16 protein-coding genes and 1 pseudogene are annotated in these 20839 nt (G+C 42.1%); 7 read left to right on the top strand and 10 right to left on the bottom strand.

Annotation, left to right across the window (positions count from 1 at the left end; all coding sequences use genetic code 11):
- Positions 1-298: 298 nt before the first annotated feature.
- Entirely contained in the window at positions 299-1990 is a 1692-nt protein-coding gene (locus ACS8FA_RS16810) for an NAD+ synthase (protein WP_439264242.1), read from the top strand.
- Between the two features lie 205 nt (positions 1991-2195).
- The gene (paeA, locus tag ACS8FA_RS16805) at positions 2196-3470 is read left to right on the top strand and encodes a polyamine export protein PaeA (protein ID WP_439264240.1); all 1275 of its coding nucleotides are present in this window, start codon (positions 2196-2198) and stop codon (positions 3468-3470) included.
- Positions 3471-3516: 46 nt separating this feature from the next.
- Here the strand turns inward: paeA and ACS8FA_RS16800 are convergent, their stop codons facing one another.
- Positions 3517-4233, bottom strand: a complete 717-nt coding sequence (locus ACS8FA_RS16800; protein ID WP_439264238.1) for a YggS family pyridoxal phosphate-dependent enzyme — start codon at positions 4231-4233, stop codon at positions 3517-3519.
- A 352-nt stretch (positions 4234-4585) separates the two neighbouring features.
- On the opposite strand from ACS8FA_RS16800, the gene ACS8FA_RS16795 reads away from it, so the two are divergent.
- Entirely contained in the window at positions 4586-5641 is a 1056-nt protein-coding gene (locus ACS8FA_RS16795) for a type IV pilus twitching motility protein PilT (RefSeq protein ID WP_057758253.1), read from the top strand.
- A gap of 130 nt (positions 5642-5771) precedes the next feature.
- Entirely contained in the window at positions 5772-6893 is a 1122-nt protein-coding gene (locus tag ACS8FA_RS16790; RefSeq protein WP_165598362.1) for a PilT/PilU family type 4a pilus ATPase, read from the top strand.
- A gap of 124 nt (positions 6894-7017) precedes the next feature.
- Here ACS8FA_RS16790 and fur read toward each other — a convergent pair whose 3' ends face one another.
- Positions 7018-7452: a ferric iron uptake transcriptional regulator gene (fur, locus tag ACS8FA_RS16785; protein ID WP_179798166.1), complete on the bottom strand. Its 435-nt coding sequence runs from the start codon at positions 7450-7452 to the stop codon at positions 7018-7020.
- 317 nt (positions 7453-7769) lie between these two features.
- Between fur and ACS8FA_RS16780 the strand changes: the two genes are divergently transcribed.
- On the top strand, positions 7770-8189 hold the full coding sequence (locus tag ACS8FA_RS16780) for an outer membrane protein assembly factor BamE (protein WP_439264236.1): 420 nt from the start codon (positions 7770-7772) through the stop codon (positions 8187-8189).
- Positions 8190-8222: 33 nt separating this feature from the next.
- Here the strand turns inward: ACS8FA_RS16780 and ACS8FA_RS16775 are convergent, their stop codons facing one another.
- The 4 genes from ACS8FA_RS16775 to ACS8FA_RS16760 all read right to left on the bottom strand — a co-directional run bounded on the left by ACS8FA_RS16775 (position 8223) and on the right by ACS8FA_RS16760 (position 11392).
- On the bottom strand, positions 8223-8594 hold the full coding sequence (locus ACS8FA_RS16775; protein WP_439264234.1) for an RnfH family protein: 372 nt from the start codon (positions 8592-8594) through the stop codon (positions 8223-8225).
- Positions 8582-9715 (bottom strand): hypothetical protein, encoded by a 1134-nt coding sequence (locus tag ACS8FA_RS16770; protein ID WP_439264232.1) that lies wholly within the window; start codon positions 9713-9715, stop codon positions 8582-8584. The genes ACS8FA_RS16775 and ACS8FA_RS16770 overlap by 13 nt, the downstream gene beginning before the upstream one ends.
- Positions 9716-10069: 354 nt before the next feature.
- Positions 10070-10738 carry a c-type cytochrome gene (locus tag ACS8FA_RS16765; protein ID WP_101205531.1) on the bottom strand — a complete coding sequence of 223 codons (669 nt, stop codon included), beginning with the start codon at positions 10736-10738 and terminating at the stop codon, positions 10070-10072.
- Between the two features lie 318 nt (positions 10739-11056).
- Positions 11057-11392 (bottom strand): c-type cytochrome, encoded by a 336-nt coding sequence (locus ACS8FA_RS16760; protein ID WP_439264230.1) that lies wholly within the window; start codon positions 11390-11392, stop codon positions 11057-11059.
- Positions 11393-11796: 404 nt separating this feature from the next.
- On the opposite strand from ACS8FA_RS16760, the gene yihA reads away from it, so the two are divergent.
- Positions 11797-12567: a ribosome biogenesis GTP-binding protein YihA/YsxC gene (gene yihA / locus ACS8FA_RS16755; protein ID WP_102078084.1), complete on the top strand. Its 771-nt coding sequence runs from the start codon at positions 11797-11799 to the stop codon at positions 12565-12567.
- Between the two features lie 123 nt (positions 12568-12690).
- Here yihA and ACS8FA_RS16750 read toward each other — a convergent pair whose 3' ends face one another.
- The 4 genes and pseudogenes from ACS8FA_RS16750 to ACS8FA_RS16735 form a co-directional block, all read right to left on the bottom strand.
- Positions 12691-13398, bottom strand: coding sequence for an HAD family hydrolase (locus ACS8FA_RS16750; protein WP_439264228.1), 708 nt, complete (start codon positions 13396-13398; stop codon positions 12691-12693).
- Positions 13399-13432: 34 nt separating this feature from the next.
- Positions 13433-13816 (bottom strand): annotated as a pseudogene (locus ACS8FA_RS16745) (transposase family protein); the annotation flags it as partial.
- Between the two features lie 8 nt (positions 13817-13824).
- Entirely contained in the window at positions 13825-14265 is a 441-nt protein-coding gene (locus ACS8FA_RS16740) for a transposase family protein (RefSeq protein ID WP_198334218.1), read from the bottom strand.
- 182 nt (positions 14266-14447) lie between these two features.
- Positions 14448-15458: an RluA family pseudouridine synthase gene (locus tag ACS8FA_RS16735; protein WP_201608288.1), complete on the bottom strand. Its 1011-nt coding sequence runs from the start codon at positions 15456-15458 to the stop codon at positions 14448-14450.
- Positions 15459-16643: 1185 nt separating this feature from the next.
- Between ACS8FA_RS16735 and ACS8FA_RS16730 the strand changes: the two genes are divergently transcribed.
- Positions 16644-20831: an Rne/Rng family ribonuclease gene (locus ACS8FA_RS16730; RefSeq protein WP_439264226.1), complete on the top strand. Its 4188-nt coding sequence runs from the start codon at positions 16644-16646 to the stop codon at positions 20829-20831.
- Positions 20832-20839 lie beyond the last annotated feature (8 nt).

Genomic DNA, 20839 nt, shown 5'->3' with positions numbered 1-20839 from the left:
TTACATCGTCGTACAGACGTCGAATCCTCTGAGCCAGATTTCAACACCCGCTTATACCGTCTTCTTTTAGACTATCATAAGTTCTAATTTCAGGGTGTCGCTATCACTTAGAGTGAGTTACTTGAGCAAAATCATAAGTCTTTTATAAAGGCTTATACGAGATTTAGACTCAGCATATCAGCTCAATATTTGAGCTTGATATGCAAGATCGCAGTTTTAAGTTAATTTCGGATTTGATTTTATTTGAATCAATACAGACACACCAAATTTTAATAATATATCGATAGGAACAATAACAATGTCAAAAGACACTGATAACCCCAACTCTAACACCTCAAACGAAGCCAGTAAGAACAACAAACCACAAGATACTGTCACTTTTGCTTTAGCCCAATCACATTTTTTGGTCGGTGATATCTCAACCAACGTCGAAAAAATGCGTACCCTAGCATTACAAGCACGCGAACAAGGTGCTGACATAATCGTATTCCCAGAGTTAGCGCTACTAGGCTACCCTCCACAAGATTTATTGCTACGTCCAAGCTTGTCAGGTCGCGTCAAAAGCGCTTTGTCTACTTTGAGTGATATCGATGATATCGTCATGATTGTCGGCTATCCGCATGTCGATCATCACGGTACTTTTAACTCTGCTGCCATCCTACACAATGGTCATCAAAAAGGCTTTTACCATAAGCAAATTTTGCCAAATTATGGCGTGTTTGATGAGCGTCGCTATTTCGATAAAGGTCGCAATCAAGTTTTATTTGACTATAAAGGCATTACTATTGGTCTGCTTATCTGTGAAGATTTGTGGGAAAAAGGTCCTATATCTGAGCTTAAAAAGCAAGGTGCTGATCTAATCGTAAGCTTAAACGCCTCGCCTTTTGAGATTGAAAAGCAGGACAATCGCAAAACTATGCTGGCCAAGCGTAGCCGTGAAAACAAGCTACCTATCGTCTATGTCAACGCAGTGGGCGGGCAAGACGATCTAGTGTTTGATGGTGGCTCTATGGCTGTACAAGCTGACGGTAGTATTGCTCATGAAGCGCCGCGCTTTATGAACCAGTTGCTACTAGCTACGTTAGACGTCAAAACTGCTAAATTCAACGAGCAGACCAAAGCGCCTCTAACCTTAAGCCGTGAATCTGAAATGTATCAGGCGTTAGTCGTCGGTCTACGCGACTATGTTAATCACTCAGGATTCTCTGGCATTATTGTTGGGTTGTCAGGTGGTATTGACTCAGCATTGACACTCTGTATCGCTGTTGACGCTCTAGGCGCTGACAAGGTATATGCAGTCATGATGCCATACGAGTATACCTCTCAAATCAGTCTAGAAGATGCTCAAGCACAGGCGCGCCGCTTAAATGTTTCTTACACCGTCTGCCCTATTTTTGACGCTGTCGAAGGCATCCGTCATACGCTAGCACCGTTATTCAATAAGTCGCCAGCGGACACGACTGAAGAAAACATCCAAGCGCGCGCTCGCGGTGTGATTTTGATGGCGTTATCTAATAAATTCGGTCATCTGGTTATCACGACTGGTAACAAGTCAGAATTGGCTGTTGGTTACTCAACGCTATATGGCGACATGGCTGGCGGCTTTGACGTACTAAAAGACGTATATAAGTCTCAAGTTTATAAATTAGCGAGCTATCGTAACCGTTTAGAAGATACGCCGGTTATTCCTGAGCGCGTTATTACTCGTCCGCCATCGGCTGAACTACGTCCCGATCAAAAAGATCAAGACAGCTTGCCTGACTACGATGTGTTAGATGGTATTTTGACGTCATATATCGATGAAGACATGGGCTATCAAGAAATTATTGATAAAGGCTTCGATGCTGAGATGGTCGCCAAAGTCATCAAAATGGTAGACAACAGCGAATACAAACGCTTGCAATCTCCTATCGGTACTAAGATTAGCCACAAAGCTTTTGGACGTGAGCGTCGTTACCCATTGGTCAATAAGTGGTCAATTAAAGGTTAATTACTACACACCTCTCGATTTCTGCTATCTATAAGTTGAGAGGTACTAGTTTTACAAGATATCGAATTTTTACTATTAGCTGGGTGCTTGCCCAGCTTTTTTGGTTTTTATCCACCAAAAACTTTTACACCTAGCCATATTCTTTTCCACACAGTTTCACCAACTATTTTGCCTTAATTATCTTTATTTCTTTTTCGAGTACGTCATGAGTTTGCTAACCGCTAGTGTTTTTCTTCTTTTACTGCTTGCCTTAAGTACCTTTGTCTCTGCTGCTGAGATTGCCATCGCTGCAGGCCGCAAAATCAAGCTGCAAATTATGGCAAAAGAAGGCGATGTTCGCGCACTTGATGTCATCAATATGCAGGAGCATCCTGGTAGTTTTATCACCGTTGTACAAATAGTACTAAATGCGGTCGCTATTTCAGCTGGTGCCGTGGGTGAGTCGGCCATTAGTCCTTATCTCGAGCAGTTATTGAATAGTGAAACGATAGCATCGGTTATATCATTTGTACTTATCACGAGTTTGTTTTCACTACTTGCTGATCTAATGCCTAGGCGTTTGGCCATGTCAAATGCTGAGACGATAGCGGTACGGCTCGTACGCCCAATGATGTTGTTGATATTTATACTAAAGCCCATTATATGGGTGTTCGATGGGGCCGCGAATATCCTGTTTAAGCTTTTTGGCATCTCAACCATACGTCAAGATGATATGACACCAGAAGATATTTATGCAGTGATGGATGCAGGTGCTGAAGCAGGTGTACTAAAGAAGCAAGAGCATCACTTGATCGAAAACATCTTTGATATGCAGGAGCGTACCGTCACCTCAGTGATGAATCCTCGAGAAAATATCGTTTACTTTGATACCAAGACAAGTACCGAAGAAGTCGTGAATATCATGATTGAGCAGCCACACAATAAGTTTTTGGTTTGCCATGATGACGATTTAGAACATATCGTTGGTTATGTGGAATCTCGTAGCTTTTTAGCTTTGGTTTTGAACCAACAAGAAGTTAGCCTGACAAACAAAGCTCTATTAAAACCAGCACTTTTCGTGCCTGATACGTTGTCTTTGTTTGAAGTATTAGAAATGTTTAAATCTACTGGCGCTGATTTTGCGGTCATCGTGAATGAATATGCCCTAGTCGTTGGTGTTATCACCTTAAAGGACGTGATGAGCATTGTGATGGGTGAGTTGGTAACGCTAGAAGAACAACCTATTGTCCAGCGCACTGACAACTCGTGGCTAATCGATGGCATGACCCCTATCGAAGATGTAATTCGTGCATTAGATATCGTCGACCTACCACGCAGTCAAAATTACGAGACTATCAGTGGATTTATGATGTATATGCTCCGAAAAATTCCTAAGAAGACCGACACAATTGAGTATGCCAATTATCGATTTGAGATTATTGCGACTGATAATCTTAAAATCACACAGATGCTAGTCACCAAATTAGAAGATGTCATTTAATTTACTGGCTAGTTAAAGAATGCTTAACTAGCCTATTCACATTGTTTTAAGCACGTTGACCAAAGATAGCGGTGCCGACACGTACCATTGTTGTGCCGTTTTCTATCGCTTCTGCCATATCGCCACTCATACCCATACTAAGCGTATCCCAATTATTTAATTCTGGACAATCGGCTTTGACCTCTTCAAACAACTGCTTAGTTCGAGCAAAGGCATCCGTATTTGCTTTAGCAGGAATAATCATCAAACCTCGCAGTTGTAAGCGCTCATACCCTTTGATCGCTGTTATCAGCTCTGGCAACTGGGCTGGCAAACATCCGGATTTGCTATCTTCGTTATCGATATTTAATTGAATCAACACATTCAACGGTGGCAGGTCAGCTGGTCGTTGGTCATTTAACCGTTTAGCGATGATATCGCGCTCAACCGTTTGCACCCAATCAAAGTGCTCTGCAATGTCACGTGTCTTATTACGTTGAATACTACCGATATAATGCCAAACGATACTCTCGCCTACAGGTTGAGCTTTAAGAGCAGTAATTTTTTCGATGGCCTCTTGTAGATAGTTTTCACCAAAATCACACTGTCCCTGCTTCGCTAAAGTTGCGATCATATCGGCAGGTTTCGTTTTCGAAACAGCCAGCAGCATAACATTATCAGTCTGTCTGTCAGTATGATCACATGCTTGCTTCATCTGCGTATTAACTTGCTGCCAGTTATCGATAAGTGTCACTTCATCAATATTGCCATTCATTTCCTTCATATTCTGCCCTTACTGCTTGATTGATTTTTTGAGATTTTTTCTGCAATTTTTATTATAAAAAAACACAACTATCCGATTTTTAAAGTAAATCAGAAATAACTTCTATAAGAATTATTTTAAAACGATACAGTTCTGGTTTTTCTTAATTTAGTAGATGGTTAAATACTCACAGTCTTGTTATGATATTGTTACATGCTTTAACATATGCTGCTGAATATGCTAGTGATGGTAAAGACCTGTACTAGTAAGCTTCTTGCCATTTCTTATTATACTAAGGCTATCGATGAATAGTTTACCACGTACTTTTATAGTGTTTTGTCTTACCTAGACTAAGTGATAGGAATATCAAATTATGGCCGAAAAAAACAATCTTAATATCGAAGACTTACTGCGCTTTACCGTTAAGCATAAGGCGTCAGATTTACATATTTCAGCGGGTATGCCGGCAATGATACGTGTTGATGGTGAAATGACCCGTATCAATATGCCAGAGATGACCCATCAGGTCGTGCATCAGCTTATTTATGACATCATGAATGATAAGCAACGTGCCGATTTTGAAGAGTTTTTTGAAACGGATTTTTCTTTTGAAATTCCTAATCTAGCACGCTTCCGTGTCAACGCTTTTAATCAAAATCGCGGTGCAGGCGCTGTATTTCGTACCATTCCTTCTAAAGTATTAACGATGGAAGACTTAGGTATGGGCGATGTCTTTAGACGCGTTTCAGACTTTAAGCGTGGTGTGGTATTGGTCACGGGCCCAACAGGCTCAGGTAAGTCAACAACACTTGCGGCGATGATTGACTATATTAACGAAAGCCGTAAAGAGCATATTTTAACTATCGAAGATCCGATTGAATTTGTGCATCAATCTAAGAAAAGCTTGATTAACCAGCGTGAAGTACACCGTGATACTTTGGGTTTTGAGCCAGCATTGCGCTCTGCCCTACGTGAAGATCCCGATGTTATTTTGGTTGGTGAGCTACGTGACCTTGAGACTATCCGTTTGGCATTGACGGCAGCAGAAACTGGTCACTTAGTATTCGGTACCTTGCATACTAGCTCAGCGGCTAAGACAATTGACCGTGTTATTGATGTATTCCCTGCTGCTGAAAAAGATATGATCCGCGCTATGCTATCCGAGTCGTTGCAAGCTGTTATTTCACAGACGTTATTACGGCGTCAAGCAGGTGGACGTATAGCCGCCCATGAAATAATGATAGGCACCCCTGCTATCCGTAACTTGATACGTGAGAACAAAATCGCTCAGATGTATTCTGCCATCCAAACAGGTGCAGGCGATGGCATGATTACCCTCGATCAAACGTTAAAGAACTTGGTAAGTAAGGGAACCATTAGTAAGGATGTTGCACGTCCTTATGCCAAGCAACCTGAGGCATTTTTGTAGTACTGATAGATAGTATTGACAGATACCACTAAAAATAACCAACAACTTATGGTTTCTGTTTTTTTTATTACTTTTTATTGACGTATTTAAAATATGATTTTAATTGACTTACATCTGGTGCAGGTGCGATATGGACATTGATAAACTATTACAGTTAATGATCAGCAAAAATGGCTCTGACCTTTTTATTACTGCTGACGTAGCACCTTCCATGAAAGTGAATGGAAAAATTTTACCTGTCGGTAGAACACCTTTGAGTGCTGAGCAAACCATGAGATTGGTCAAAGGTGTAATGACGCCAAGCCAGCAAAAAGAGTTTGAAGAAACCAACGAGTGTCAATTTGCGATCTCTGATGAAGCGCAGCAAGCACGCTTTCGAGTCAGTGCATTTGTACAACGCGACATGGCAGGAATGATTTTAAGAAAAATTGAAAATAATATTCCAACGGTCGAAGAATTACGTTTACCGCCAGCGCTAAAAGAATTGGCCATGAAAAAACGCGGTATTGTTCTATTAGTTGGCGCAACGGGTACAGGTAAATCTACTACCCTTGCAGCAATGATAGGACATCGCAATCAAAATTCTCATGGTCATATTATTACGATAGAAGACCCTATCGAGTTTGTCCATAAACATCGCGGCTGTATTATTACCCAGCGTGAAGTTGGTATCGATACCCATTCATTTGAAGCGGGCCTAAAAAATACGTTACGCCAAGCACCCGATGTCATCTTAATCGGCGAGATTCGTAACCGTGAAGTCATGAGTTATGCTATTCAGTACGCAGAAACTGGCCATCTAGTGTTTGCAACGTTGCACGCAAATAATGCTAACCAAGCAATTGATCGTATCATTCATTTCTTTGAAACCAATCGCCATAATCAGTTGTTTATGGATTTGTCATTGAACCTACAAGCTATTATCGCGCAGCAACTTATCCCCACACCTGACGGTAAAGGACGACGCGCTGCTATTGAGATTTTGCTAAATTCGCAGCTGATCAGTGACTATATCCGTAAAGGGGAAGTCCATGAAATCAAAGATGTAATGACACGCTCACGAGACAGTGGCATGCAAACCTTTGATCAGGCACTTTTTGATTTGTACGAACAAGGAGAGATAACGTATAAAGAAGCGATTCTACATGCCGACTCCCCTAATGATCTACGCCTCAAAATTAAGCTCAGCAGCAAAAACGGTAAGGCTAATTTAGATGAAGGTGCTGATAGTTTATCGTTAGATGTGAGCTAAATTATTGATTTTCCAATACAGAATAGAATATATATAAAACCCTCGTTATTTATAACGAGGGTTTTTTATTGTTCGATATCGTAGTACTGATAGAAATAAGCGTTTCTACTAGTACGCTAGACAATTACTTCGCGCTATCTCTACAGGCCTGATCCGCACAAATACCATATAGCACAAGAGAGTGCCCAGACAGTTTAAAGCCATGTTTTTCTGCTACTTTCAACTGCTCTTCTTCGATGACTTCATTATGAAACTCTATAATCTTGCCACACACATCACAAACTAGGTGATCGTGATGCTCTTCTTGGGTAATCTCAAATACAGATAGATTGTTTTCAAAGTTATGACGCTCAACAATACCTGCTTGCTCAAACTGTGTTAGGACACGATAGACAGTGGCAAGACCTACATCTTCACCTTGCTCGATAAGTGCCTTATATATTTCTTCTGCACTCATGTGATGCAGCTCTGCGCTTTCTAATAGCTCTAAAATTTTGATACGAGGTAACGTGACCTTGAGTCCTGCTCTACGTAAATCTTGATTGGTAAAAGAAGCCATAATATCCCTTTTGACTGTGACAGCCTTAACAAATAGAAAATATGAGATAAATAATCAACAAAGATTATTTTTATTTAATATAAAGTAAATGATCAATAATAAACTGATGAAACTTATGCAGACATCTCTCTTATTATTTTCTAAATATCGAGATGCAAGCCTATGAATTTAAAATATAATTAATCTAACTATTCAGATTGTGTTTGGTAAATAATGTCGTAAGTGGTAGGCAATTGCAAGTAAATGACGTATCATTTGTCCAAGATTGTCGGTCAGACTGGTACGACCTAACGCTGGCCACACCTAATTCATTTCTTATGAGTCATCTTACCATGATAAAGACATTAAATTTCCGTCCGTTAAGCCACACAAGCGCATTACGTAAGATCGTTATCACCAGTATGCTTAGCGCTACTGTTGCTATGTCTGGCTGCTCATTATTGAGTGTTTATAAGATTGATTTGCCACAAGGCACAGCGATTACGCAAACCCAAGCTCAAAAGCTAAAAGTGGGTATGAATCAAAACCAAGTTCTTTATACTCTTGGTAGCCCTGCGATTCGAGATACGCTTGAGCCTAAACGCTGGGATTATATCTATGACTACAAAGCAGGCACTGAAGGTAGCCGTAAAGGCATCGCAGATGTTAAAAACGCTAGCCAGCATTTAGTTGTTTACTTTGATGATAATGGTTTGGTCACGCGCGTCGAAGGTATTGAGAGTCTGCCAGCATCATAGTTAGCGAAACTATTAGCTTAGATGGTTAACGGTTTAGCTACGAGATTTATTTTTGCGCTGAGACATAGGATCAGCGCTTAAACTACGATACACCTCGATACGGTCAAAAGGCTGTAGCAAATAGCTTAATGGCTGTTTCTGTGCATAAATACCCACATGCCAACGTTTCGCAGTTGGCGTGGTGATATCTATTACTTGCTCACACCACGCTGCCAGTTCTGCAAATTTTTTAAGCCATCCTGCTTGCGCCAATGCTTCATGCAAACTAGTACTTTGTTTGACCTGCAAAGCTAGATAATGTTGGCGCTGCTCATCTTCAGCATACGCCAGATATACGGTCATTAGATTGGCTTGCGTAGACTGTGGCACGCTGCTGTCACGACCTTCGACTGTTAGCTCAACCACTGCATCACCCAACCTATCAATGCTAGCAGCAATGCTAATGGTACGACTAAACGTATCGCTACTCGCCACAAGTTATAAACTGCTTCATTGCTAAAATTTAACGACTTGCGTAGATGGCTAATCTTCATCTGCCAACCCGCAAATACTGATAATAGTAGTACAGCAATGCTACTAATAATGACCAAGATGCCAACTAACCATGCTGTCGGAATCGCAATCACTAATAGTAACGCTATAGCAAAAGTGATTATCAAACTAACTAATAATCCAAACTTATGCGTTAACTGTTGAGTGCTGTAATGTAGCAAGTAACTGGCTACAAATAACACCCCGCCCCAATATAATAGTTGTCCAACTGGCGGTAGCGACATACCGCTAGTAAATAAAGCCACTACTCCTATCAGCAGTTGCAATATCCAAATCGGTAACACTAACTTGGTTGCACGGTACTCACGAGTAGCTGCTCTGTTTTTTGCTTGCTGACTGTTTGCTTCTACCGCTGTGATTGTCTGCTTACTCACCAAGTTCTGACCGAACCAGTATAATCCTGTACCTGCACCAACACTGACTAATGCTAACGCGACTGCGCGAGCCCATTCCGTCAAACTGACATCAGTCATAGCAAAACCAGCATTGGGCACACCGTTTGCGAACCCTAGCAGCAACCCTATTACCATCAATCCTAAACCAATAGGTAAAGGCGTAACACCCAGCAAGCTTAAGAGTAACGCAATGACCATCAGGCCTGCAGCCACTGAGAAGCTAGGTACATCGGGTACGCTATTTAGCTCAGTTAATGCAGACAATATACCTGTACTTGCACCAGATATGACCAACGCTGCAATCACTATAGAAACCAGCGCCGCTAACCAACCAAAGCTACGCCATATCGGACTGACATCTGCTTCACGAGTGAGCTTTTGCATACCCGCTAGAGGGCCTTCAACGCTACGATAGGCCAGTGCTATCTCAGCATAAATGACTGGCAGCGCAACCAATACCATGGCTAATAACCATAGTAACCAAAAGTCAATCTCACCAATTGACGCAGGTGCAAACCAACGAAATAGCAATAACGGTAGTAGCGCCGCGATAAAATAAGAAGCATAACGGATCATCATAATTTCAATCCAAACGATCTAATACCATTCACAAAAACTGGATTGGCAAACAAAACAAGTGCAAGTACCACGCATAATAGACTGAACATGTTTAACAAGGCTAATCGTATTTTGAAAATCGGTATAAAGTGAATAACGATAATTTATAATTATACAGAGCAACGACTGGCTTCTGTAAATGAATTCAGCTAAATACTGTCTTAATATAAGGGACAAACAGTTATAAAAAAACCCCGAAATCGGGGTTTAGTCATTCAGATATAATCAATATACGATTCAGTACTCAGTGGCTTTATTTAATGGCCTTCTGTGCAACGCAAAGCATGTATCAGATACTGAATCAGTGCGACTCAATTAGTGAATAGCACTTACATAGTCTGACAGGATACGAATGTCACGATCTGATAGTTTCGATGCAACCGTTTGCATCATACCCATCTCGCCTTCTTTGGCTGCATCATTGACTCGTTTTTGATCATCGCTATCGATATCATCAACACGTCCAGCAGCACGGAATAGTTTTAGCTGAGTAGCAATATACTGAGCATGCTGTCCGCCTAGCTTTGGAAATGCAGCCCAAGTATTACCTGCAGCATCTGGACCATGACAGCCGGCACAGCCAATGACACCGCGCGACTTATCACCGCCCAAGAATAGCTTAGTCGCTTCTTGGTTGGTTGCAGGATTGCCGTAGCCAACGCCCCAAGGCGCTTGACTGGCATAGTAACCTGCTACGTTGGCTAGGTCTTGCTGAGACAGATTAGCAACTTGTGACTGCATGATACCGTTTTTACGATAACCTGCTTTAAAGTTGACTAGCTGTTTATATAGGTACTTTACGTTTTGGCCGCCAAGGTTTGGCTGTGCAGGAACAATGCTGACGCCATTAAGACCATGACAAGCGGCACAAACGGTTTCTGCAACTTTTTGACCTGCATTGACGTCATATTCAGGAACAATAATAGCAGCTTGTACGCTGAAACTTGCAACGCATAAGCTGGCAGCAGCGATTAACTTTTTCATTGATACAAATCCTACTAGCTCGGCGTAAGCATTATTTAGAGTGATTGCACTGGTAAGATACCTGATATAGCCGCCTCTTTAATCATGAGAATGGCGTATATTTTGAGGTCTTGGACACAAGCAGTCTGAAAGTACTTACTAACATCAGGGTTTATTTTCGATTATTATAGCAAGACTTTGTATCATTTGCCTACTTAATCATAGTATCCATCAGTTTTCTGGCAACACAATATACAATATGACGCAAAAACAAAAAGCGCAGATAGGTTATTAGCCCAGCGCTTTATTTTATATGTTCAAATTATATTTATAAGTCGATTATTTGCTCATATATTCGATAAGTTTACGATAGTCGTCATCACTACATTTGTCGCAAAGACCACCTGCTGGCATTTGCGGCATACCACCTTTGACAGACTTAATGAGTGTCGGCATACTTTTTTGTTTGATCAGCTGTTGCCATTTGACACTATCACCTTTTTTGATGGCATTCAATGCCCCACTATCGTGACAGGCTGCACATGAGTTATTATAGGTAGTGGCGATATCCGCCGCACCTGCGCTGCTAATCATAATACCACTTAATAATAGTGCAGCACTGCTAGCCATTATAGTGCGATAACTCGTGCTAAGAAATTTACTGATTGAAAACATAGAGCACCTCCTCGTGATATTTCACGTGTCTCATCAATCGTTCTATTAAACGTCTCTCGTTAAACATTGTAACAATATATGTCATATAAACATAGAGAATTTGGATATGGCTTTGTTAAAGCTGAGAACTTGTCGTAATGACTGGCCAACTTTAATGTTATCCTACTATTTATATGATGCTAATCGCAGTTATTTCAATAAGTAAGACACGGAATAGTATAGAATAGCCAGTAATATTAAATAGCTACTTTTATGATTTGCACATAACTGTATTGATAAAGAACTGCCTTTTACCTTGATTTACCTATTTCTTGACCAATTACTTGACCGCACCGATGACTTGAATCATCAGCTGACTAAAATTTTATAATCGCATCCAATTTTTTAAGATTAATGAGCCATTTATGAGTACCCCGTTTAACGATGTCGCCGCTGAACATGCCTTGTTCAATACCAAATCTCGTCAGAAAATTCAGCAAACTGAGTTTATGATGTCAGCACCTACTTTTCGTCTCTGTCCGCCTGATATGGGATTGGAAGTCGCTTTTGCAGGTCGCTCAAACGCTGGCAAATCATCAGCCATCAATGCCTTAACCAATCAGCGTCAATTAGCTCGCTCGTCTAAGACACCAGGACGCACGCAGATGATTAACTTTTTTAGTATCGGTGATACTGACAGACGTTTGGTTGATTTGCCTGGTTACGGCTATGCCGCTGTTCCGCTAGAGATGAAAAAAGAATGGCAGGTTGAGCTAGAAGAATACTTGGTATCACGCTCAAGCCTTGCAGGTCTGGTACTGATGACAGATATTCGCCATCCGCTTAAGTTTTTCGATGAGCAAATGCTGCACTGGGCAAACGATGGTGAGCTACCAGTACATATTCTGCTGACCAAAGCAGATAAATTGAAGTACGGTGCTTCTAAGAACGCCCTCCTTGAGACTCGTAAAAGACTGAAAAAACTGGGCTTAAATTGTACCATTCAGTTGTTTTCGGCTCTCAGAAAAGAAGGTCTTGATGAGTTGGCTGGGATAATGGGCAACTGGTATGAGTATCAGCTTGATGCAGATAAAATTATCGAGTCTTCTTTTGCGTTGCTAGAAGGCGCTGAATTAGAAGACGCTATTGAAAAAGAAAGCGGTGAAAAAGAGAGCGTTGATAAAGAAAACAAATAAATATCGTTGTCTTTAATAAAAAGGGTTTATCGCTATTACGATAAACCCTTTTTTATTGCCTGTTTATTCACTCATTATTATTATCGTTATGTTATAAAAACAATAAGAATTATAAAAGTAGCTCTACCCGCATAGCAAATCCACTAGCGCTTGTGGAGTATCAACTTGATAGGTTGGATTTTGCTCCGCAAGCTCTGCACTCGTTGCCGTACCATAGTTCACCGCTATACTGGTCATGCCCAATGCTGTTGCCATTTGAATGTCATAGATACTGTCACCGATAAACACAGCATCAGAAACCTGCTGCTGCGTATAATCCAAGATATCGGTCAACATCTGCGGATCAGGTTTTGAGCCTGACTCATCAGCACAACGCGTAATCGCAAAATAATCATGGCTATCGGAGGCATCTAATACACGATCTAGCCCTTTTCTTTTTTTGCCAGTTGCTACGGCGAGCGTTTTTCCCTGCTGCTGCAAAGTTTGCAACATATGCTCTATAGGCTCAAACAGCGGCGTACTATGACTATTGGCAATATAGTACTCTGCATAGGTTTGCTGAATCTCAAGCAACTGCGTATCGTTTGCCTGCGGATATAAAATCTTAATCCCATTCATTAAGCTCAGACCAATGATATCTTTTACGGCTTTATCAGTCGTCTCAAACCCATGTGCCTCCCCAGCCACATGCATAGAATCAACGATTAGACCGATTGAATCCATTAGCGTGCCGTCCCAATCAAAAATAATCAATGTCTTATCAGACAACCGATGTTCTGCTAATGGTTGAGCATTTATAACACGCTCTGAAGTTGTAGCTGGTTTGGTCATGAAGTCACCTTAATGAATAGACCTCTTGCAAAAGTCATATCTTAAGCTCGGAATTAATGATACCAGCAAACAGCTTCATTCTAAGATCATAGCGCTGACGACGGTTGCGATATTTATGAGCCACGATTTTAAATAACTTGATTAAGCCTATTTTGTGCTCAACCACAATACGGAACTTTGCCAGATAGTGATTGGCCTGTTTGCATATCTCCAGTAACTGACCACCACGTGGCTTTTTAAAAGGGGTGAAGGTTTGCTTATGTAGCTTTGCTAACCCTTGATAACCACTATCTGCTAGTAATTTAGCATTGTCAGGAAGCCAATCAGGACAAGTATCTTCATAGAGCTTAAAATCGTGGATTGACCCTTTGCAGGTTTGCACATCAAGTATCAAGCCGGTTTGCCAATGGACGATAACCTGCGCTTTTAAGGTGTGTTGTTTTTTCTTACCGCTGTAGTAGTCTCTTTGGTTTTTTTTGGACGCTCAATTGGGGTTTCGGTGGCATCGACAATGACGACTGACCAATTGATGTCCTCATCGACACGACTAGGCAGCTTTTTAGGCAATTCAAACTTGCCAGAGTCAATCAGTGTGTCTTCTACTTTACGAATGATACGGCTAGCAGAAGACTCATGAATACCAAAGTCCATACTGATATGATAAAGCGTGCGGTATTCACGCCAATAAGTCAGGGCGAGTAGTATCTGCTCCTTAAGACTGAGCACACTTGGTCTGCCTGATTTGGTCTTAGATGCTTCATGCTCTTGCATGGCATCAAGCATGTCATAAAAGGTGGCTTTATGAATGCCTGTGTAGCGTTTAAAACCAGCGTCACTTTGTTTGAGTAGCTTATCTATGTTTGGCATATCTATTAAGTAAGTAGCGTTCAATAATATACGTTGTGTCTTATAACTACTTTTGCAAGAGGTCTAATATTAATAATAAATAGCAGATACTAAAACGTCACGGCGGCTTATTCGTAAAAATAAGATATCGTGACGTTTAGGAAAATACAAAATAGTTTGGCTTAAGAGTTTATTTTGAAAAATTATTCAGGCAATTTCGTTGTTTCTGGTAGCCAATCTGCCATATCGTCTGGCAATGGCGCAGTAATGGTCTTGTAGCCTGGAATATCTAAGCGCCATGCATGTAGACACAGACGATGGACGCCTGATTTATCATGAACGTTATATTTGTCATCACCCAAGATAGCATGACCGATATGCGCCAAATGCACACGGATTTGATGAGTGCGACCCGTCAATGGCTTAGCTTCAATTAAGCTGACTGGCTGACTATTAATCGTAAAGCGATCATGGATAATGATATCAGTCTGGCTTTCTTTCGCTTGTAGATCTTGGCTATCTACTTTCACTCGGCGCTCACCACTAGCAAGTGTATAACGTAGCAACGGCGCATTGATACGCTGCTCATTAAGCGCAGGTTGTCCTTTGGCAAGACATAGATAGTGCTTTTGAATGGTCTTGTCTACCAAATGCTGCTGCAACACTTTGAGCGTTGAGCGTTTTTTGGAAATCATCAGTAGCCCTGATGTGTCTTTATCAATGCGATGGATTAGCTCTAGGTATTTTTTACCCGTCACTTCACGCATGGCTTCGATAACCCCAAAGTCCAAGCCGCTACCGCCATGCACAGCGATACCAGAAGGTTTATTTAGCACTAGCAAACCGTCATCTTCATAGACCACGCGCGCCAGCAAGCTTTTGGCGAACTCGGTACTAATAATTGGTTTCTCGCGCGTTGCTAGCTCTACAGGGGCGATACGTACCACATCTTCACGCTGCACTCTATCGTGTGCTTTGCAGCGTTTATTGTTGACGCGTATCTCATCTGAGCGAATCATTTTGTAGATATGTGATTTTGGCAAACCTTTTAAACGGTTTAACAAAAAATTATCCAAACGCTGATCGTGTTGATGGCGCGTTACTTCGAGGTAGTTCACCTTACCGAAGTTGCTAATCTCATCATCAGCGCTTTGTGGGCGTGTTTTGCTATTAAAAATAGCAGGGGCTTCATGGGTAGTAGCGTCGTCAGTCATTTTTGAGTTTGTCATTTTTAGTTAGGTATTTACACAAAGATTTGCTATAGTTTAGCATGTTGAGCGACAATTAAGCAGAGGCGACAGCAATAATCATTGTTGTTACAAATAGTTGACCACCATTTTATTGCTTGTCAGTTTTCTACTACTTGCCAGTAAAGAGGTTGACACTATTTATGCTGCTGACCTGACACGTTTCATCTGATTTTAGGGCGCTTTATTTAGAGGTATTACTTACCAAATATATCCCTACAAATTAAAGATACTGTACTGAATGTTATTCGGTACCATAAAATAAATAGTGACACTAAATACCTTCGCGTTAATGACGCTGATAATAAATCAGCTTATTAACCGATTACAACACAACACTGACTCACTAATTGCATGACAACGACCGCACTTGATAATCAATCATTATTTAATGACTATTTATCTGATGGTTCTTTATGTAAACATAGTTGAGCAAGTATGGGTAGTTTAGCGTTAGGATCGAAAAGTATATCGATAGCTGCCTAAGTATTGGTGGTCAAACAGATGACGATAACAATGTAAATACGATACCACGCTGACAAGCTGGTCCATTACTCTGTTTGCCAAGTACGCCCCGCTGATAACAAAAGCTGCGACACCTAACCTTGAGACGCCCAAGATATTATTGACGTTATACAAAGAACGATAAACAAAGAGTAACCAATTGCTTCACCTGAATAAACAACTGCTGAATGACGCCACTATATAGTAGCAATCATGACCGCGATATTATTGTTAGACTTTGATGGATGAATGGCAACAGCGCCACGCCTTTTTAATATCAGTATTTTTTAGAACTGTAACTGACCCTCGCCCACGCTTACAACGTGCGCTGAAATCACTACCAATAGAACGTACTGAGAATAAGAGCGCTTTGACTCGCTGACCCAATCATATATGTACCAAGTTTACTGATGATAAAATATAAGTACCATAGCCTTACACCCTATATTACTGATATTAACGTGAGCACCGCTCATTACTTCAGGTAAAAAAGAAGCCATTGAAAAAGCCCATGTGCTTTATGAAACCCACGATTTACGTTCTACCGTTAATGAACATCTACACACGCTAATCACAATATTAGCCACACTTGCCACTATGTCCTAAAGACTGTCTTATCGTTGTCATGCGTACTCATAGGATACAAATATGAAACGCATTTTGATCAACGCCACTCAAAACGAAGAAATTCGTGTCGCCTTATGTAAAGGCAACCACCTGTACGATTTCGACCTAGAAAACCGTACTCGCGAGCAAAAAAAATCTAACATCTATAAAGGTCATGTGACCCGTGTCGAGCCATCGCTCGAAGCAGTGTTCGTTGAATATGGTTCTCAACGCCAAGGATTTTTGCCAATCCGTGAAATCTCTGCTGAATACCTAAGCGGCAACCCACGTGACGAAAACATCAAAAAGCTGATTAAAGAAGGCGACGAGCTAATCGTCCAAGTCGAAAAAGAAGAGCGCGGCAATAAAGGCGCTGCCCTATCGACGTATGTGTCATTAGCCGGTCGCTATCTGGTATTGATGCCAAACAACCCTCGCGGCGGTGGTATCTCACGTCAAATCTCGGGCAAACTACGCGAAGACATGAAGCGTATGCTGAGCAATCTTGATTTACCAAAAGGCATGAGTGTCATCATCCGTACTGCTGGTATTGGTAAAACGCAAGAAGACTTACAGCACGATTTAAATCACTTGCTCAACATTTGGCAAGCTATTCAAGAACAAAACCAAAAATACCCATCACCGCGCTTGGTTCACCAAGAAGCGGGCGTTGTCACTCGTGCTGTTCGTGATTATCTGCGTGATGATATCGCTGAGATTTGGATTGATAACGAAAACGCTTATATTGAAGCGGCTGGGTTTATCGATGCGGTAATGCCAAAACAAGCCGAAAAGCTACGCAAATATACCGATTATGAGCCGATGTTTTCGCGCTTCAATATCGAAAAGCAAATCGAAACTGCTTATCAGCGTGAAGTACGCTTGCCATCAGGTGGTTCAATCGTTATTGACCAAACAGAAGCACTGGTCTCTATCGACATTAACTCAGCTAAGTCAACCAAAGGTTCAGACGTTGCTGAGACCGCTTACCATACCAACTTAGAAGCAGCTGATGAGATTGCTCGTCAGCTTCGTTTGCGTGATATGGGTGGTTTGATCGTTATTGATTTCATTGACATGAATGACAATAAGCACCAAAAAGAAGTAGAAAAACGTCTAATCGACGCGACCAAATATGATCGTGCGCGCGTTCAGTTTGGTGATATCTCTAAGTTTGGTTTGATGGAAATGAGCCGTCAGCGTCTACGTCCTTCATTAGAGGAGTCAACAGGCTATATCTGCCCACGTTGTCATGGCAACGGTATGATTCGTGACTTGCGCTCATTGTCGCTATCTATCATGCGTCAAATTGAGCAAATCGCCCTTAAAGAACGTCAAGGTGAAGTACAAGCAGAAGTCCCGACAGACATCGCGGCATTCTTATTAAATGAAAAGCGCGACAGCTTGGTTTATCTTGAGCAAGACAGTGGCACGCGTATCACTATTTTGCCACACGCGCATTTAGAATCACCAAACTTTAAGCTTCATTTCAACCGTGATGGCTTTGCACCATCGAGCTATGAGCGTATCACTGATACTCAGCAGCAAGAGCACAGTGACCTTGGCTACAACGTTGACTGGCAAACTGCTGAAAAAGAGCGTCCTGAACAGCAGCCTACTCGCCAACCTCGTAAAACTGCAGATGATAAGCAGAGCCGCTCAAACATTCAGCAAAATGCAGCCACGCAAGCACAGAACGATACGGTAAATCATAGCAATGATCGTCGTAATCATAAAAATACCAACGACGTGTCGCCTGCACATGCACCGCAAGCCAATAAAACTGCTAGTGTTGCCGCTCCAGTAGCACCGCAGACACATAGTGTCGAAGCTACTGCTCAACCAAAAGCCGTTGCGTGGTTATCAAACTTATTTGCTCAAGCACCGCAAGCCACTACGACACCTAGTGTCAGTAGCCGAGATGCCGCTGAAGCAATCGAAGCGCTAGTAAACACTGGCGCGCAAAGCTTAGGCTCGTTTGGTCAAGTTGATAGCAATGCATTGAATAGTGCCGCTGCAACTAGTGAGCAGCCAACTCAACAAAACAACAGTCAGAAAAACGACGGCCAACAGTCAGATAGCAATGCTAATCGTCAACAAACGCGTCGTAATGACAGCGATACTGACGACAGCAGTAATGAAGACAGAAGAAGACGTAAGCCGCGTAAGTCTAGATCTTCTAAGCCGCGTCAAAGAAAAGAGACAACTGACGAGAATATTGGCAACGTAAACAGTAGCTCAGAAAATACTGGCTCAAACAGTGCTAACTCAAACAATGCTGATGACAAATCGTCTGATACTCAAGATCAAAGACAGCAAGACAAGCGTCAGAACGATAACAGACGTACGAACGATCGCAATCGTAATAACCGCCAAGATAGCAATCAACAGAGCAGCAATCGTAACGCAAGCGAGCGCAGTGATGCTGATAACGAAAACAGCTCTAAAGCAGATGAGCAAACTCGGACTAAGCGTAAATCGCATAGCCAACGCGGCTCACGCGGTAAGCTAGAGCGCGGTGAGACATTAACGGCTGACAGCGTTAAGCACAGCAAACAGCAGAACGCTAGAAACAACGATGCTGCCAATAGCAAAAATCAGCATAGCGCACGTCGCAATCAAGACCCTAACGAGGTCGTGCTACAGGTCAATGAAGCGCCAACTGAGCTAAAAGCCCCTGAAGTGGTTCATCTATCTTTAGATGATAGTAAATCCACACAGGTCAAAGCTCAGCCTAGTGAGAAGCAAAGCGCGACAAATAACGTAGCAAAAGATGAGCGTTCAAACGAAACAGCTGCTCAAAAACCTACTGATAAGCATAGTAGCAATGAGCAGAACACTGATAAGCAAAACACCAGTGCGCCGAACGCTGATAAGAAAAGCGATAACGGAAAAAGTACGGTGGAAGCAAATGCTAATCAGGTAAATGATGATAAGCGTGCATCTGCCGAACAAGCTAAGGTGCAAAACGATGCTCCTAAGCATGAGCAGGCTGCTGAAGAGAAAAAAGCACCTGTAGTTGTAGAAGCTCAATCGACTTCTACGAGTGACACCGAAAGTAAAGCGGAAGTTCCAACGTCAGCAACTGCTGACGTAGAGGAAGCTAAAGAAACTCAGACTCCAAAACAGCAGGAAACCAAGACTGCTGAAAATGTGAGTAAGAGTGATGAAGCTCAAAACACTCAGGCTGATAGTAATAGTGCAAGCACAGGTAATGTGAGTAACTCAGCACTTGAGCTAACCCATGAAGCACTATTTGGCGCACGTTACGTGACTGCTGAGAAATTTGGTCAAGCGAGTAACGATCCACGTGTAGTACTCGCTCAGCAAGCTGCTCAAGCGGATAAGCCAGCTGCTACTAATGTGCCAGCAATACGTGGTACGGTTGGTGAGTTTATTCGTGCCACGCTACCAGAAGCGCAAACGCGCTTAGCAGAAGAAGGCATTATCAACTGCTTTATCGCGACTATTGCGTTGCATAATGAGCAATCTCAGAATGCTCATAATAGCTCTGATGCTGCTAGCCAGAACTTTGACTTTAGCAACTATGGCTATCAACCCCTGGCTGCCGACTACCTCGCACGCTTTGAAGCGATGACCCAAGCTGTCAGTCAATTCGCAGCCGCACAAGGTAAGACAGACGTTGAGCCACGTGTTATCACTAAGCGTGCTAGCAACGATCCACGCGGACAACACCCTGATTATCAGGAACCTGCTGTATTGAGCGTGCCTGCTGAACAAGATATCGTCGAGCAAACCGAAACTGATAGCGAAGTCGATGCGCATGACGTTGAAGCAACTGCCCTCGCCAATCAGGCTCAAACTGATGATGTCAGTGCTGATAGTGAGCAATTGCTAGAAGTCGAGCGTGCTCAGTCAGAAGCTAAGGATGCAGAAGTCGAAATCTCTACAGAGCAAACTGTCAATGAGATAGAAGCTGTTGCAGAAAACATAGCTGTAGAGACTGAGCAGACGACTGAATCGGCAGTAGAGGAAGCTACTAAAGAAGCTAGCAAAGAAGACAGTCAGGCAGCTAAGTCTAAGACGACTATAGCCAGCTATAAAAACATGATCGAAAATGTGGCTGAGCAATTACTACCACAGACCGGTATGTTCAATCTGACTACGCCAAAAGTACCAAAGGCGCGCAGTCGTAAGCCTAAGACGGATCATAAGAAGCCGACGCAGGCTGAAAAGCTTGCATCTGATGATACAGACAGCGACAGCTAGTCATATAA

The sequence above is a fragment of the Psychrobacter sp. 1Y1 genome (genome assembly GCF_051847395.2).
Lineage (GTDB): Bacteria > Pseudomonadota > Gammaproteobacteria > Pseudomonadales > Moraxellaceae > Psychrobacter.
Note: the sequence above shows the minus strand (reverse complement) of the source record. Positions and strands in the feature narration are given on the sequence as shown.

Excerpts from the sequence above, each read along its gene's own strand:
- ACS8FA_RS16780 (WP_439264236.1), top strand. The coding sequence starts at position 7,770 with ATGAGTCATCTTACCATGATAAAGACATTAAATTTCCGTCCGTTAAGC.
- ACS8FA_RS16810 (WP_439264242.1), top strand. The coding sequence starts at position 299 with ATGTCAAAAGACACTGATAACCCCAACTCTAACACCTCAAACGAAGCC.
- ACS8FA_RS16740 (WP_198334218.1), bottom strand. The coding sequence starts at position 14,265 with ATGCCAAACATAGATAAGCTACTCAAACAAAGTGACGCTGGTTTTAAA.
- ACS8FA_RS16765 (WP_101205531.1), bottom strand. The coding sequence starts at position 10,738 with ATGAAAAAGTTAATCGCTGCTGCCAGCTTATGCGTTGCAAGTTTCAGC.
- ACS8FA_RS16770 (WP_439264232.1), bottom strand. The coding sequence starts at position 9,715 with ATGATGATCCGTTATGCTTCTTATTTTATCGCGGCGCTACTACCGTTA.
- yihA (WP_102078084.1), top strand. The coding sequence starts at position 11,797 with ATGAGTACCCCGTTTAACGATGTCGCCGCTGAACATGCCTTGTTCAAT.
- ACS8FA_RS16760 (WP_439264230.1), bottom strand. The coding sequence starts at position 11,392 with ATGTTTTCAATCAGTAAATTTCTTAGCACGAGTTATCGCACTATAATG.
- ACS8FA_RS16790 (WP_165598362.1), top strand. The coding sequence starts at position 5,772 with ATGGACATTGATAAACTATTACAGTTAATGATCAGCAAAAATGGCTCT.
- ACS8FA_RS16735 (WP_201608288.1), bottom strand. The coding sequence starts at position 15,458 with ATGACTGACGACGCTACTACCCATGAAGCCCCTGCTATTTTTAATAGC.
- paeA (WP_439264240.1), top strand. The coding sequence starts at position 2,196 with ATGAGTTTGCTAACCGCTAGTGTTTTTCTTCTTTTACTGCTTGCCTTA.
- fur (WP_179798166.1), bottom strand. The coding sequence starts at position 7,452 with ATGGCTTCTTTTACCAATCAAGATTTACGTAGAGCAGGACTCAAGGTC.
- ACS8FA_RS16800 (WP_439264238.1), bottom strand. The coding sequence starts at position 4,233 with ATGAAGGAAATGAATGGCAATATTGATGAAGTGACACTTATCGATAAC.
- ACS8FA_RS16730 (WP_439264226.1), top strand. The coding sequence starts at position 16,644 with ATGAAACGCATTTTGATCAACGCCACTCAAAACGAAGAAATTCGTGTC.
- ACS8FA_RS16795 (WP_057758253.1), top strand. The coding sequence starts at position 4,586 with ATGGCCGAAAAAAACAATCTTAATATCGAAGACTTACTGCGCTTTACC.
- ACS8FA_RS16750 (WP_439264228.1), bottom strand. The coding sequence starts at position 13,398 with ATGACCAAACCAGCTACAACTTCAGAGCGTGTTATAAATGCTCAACCA.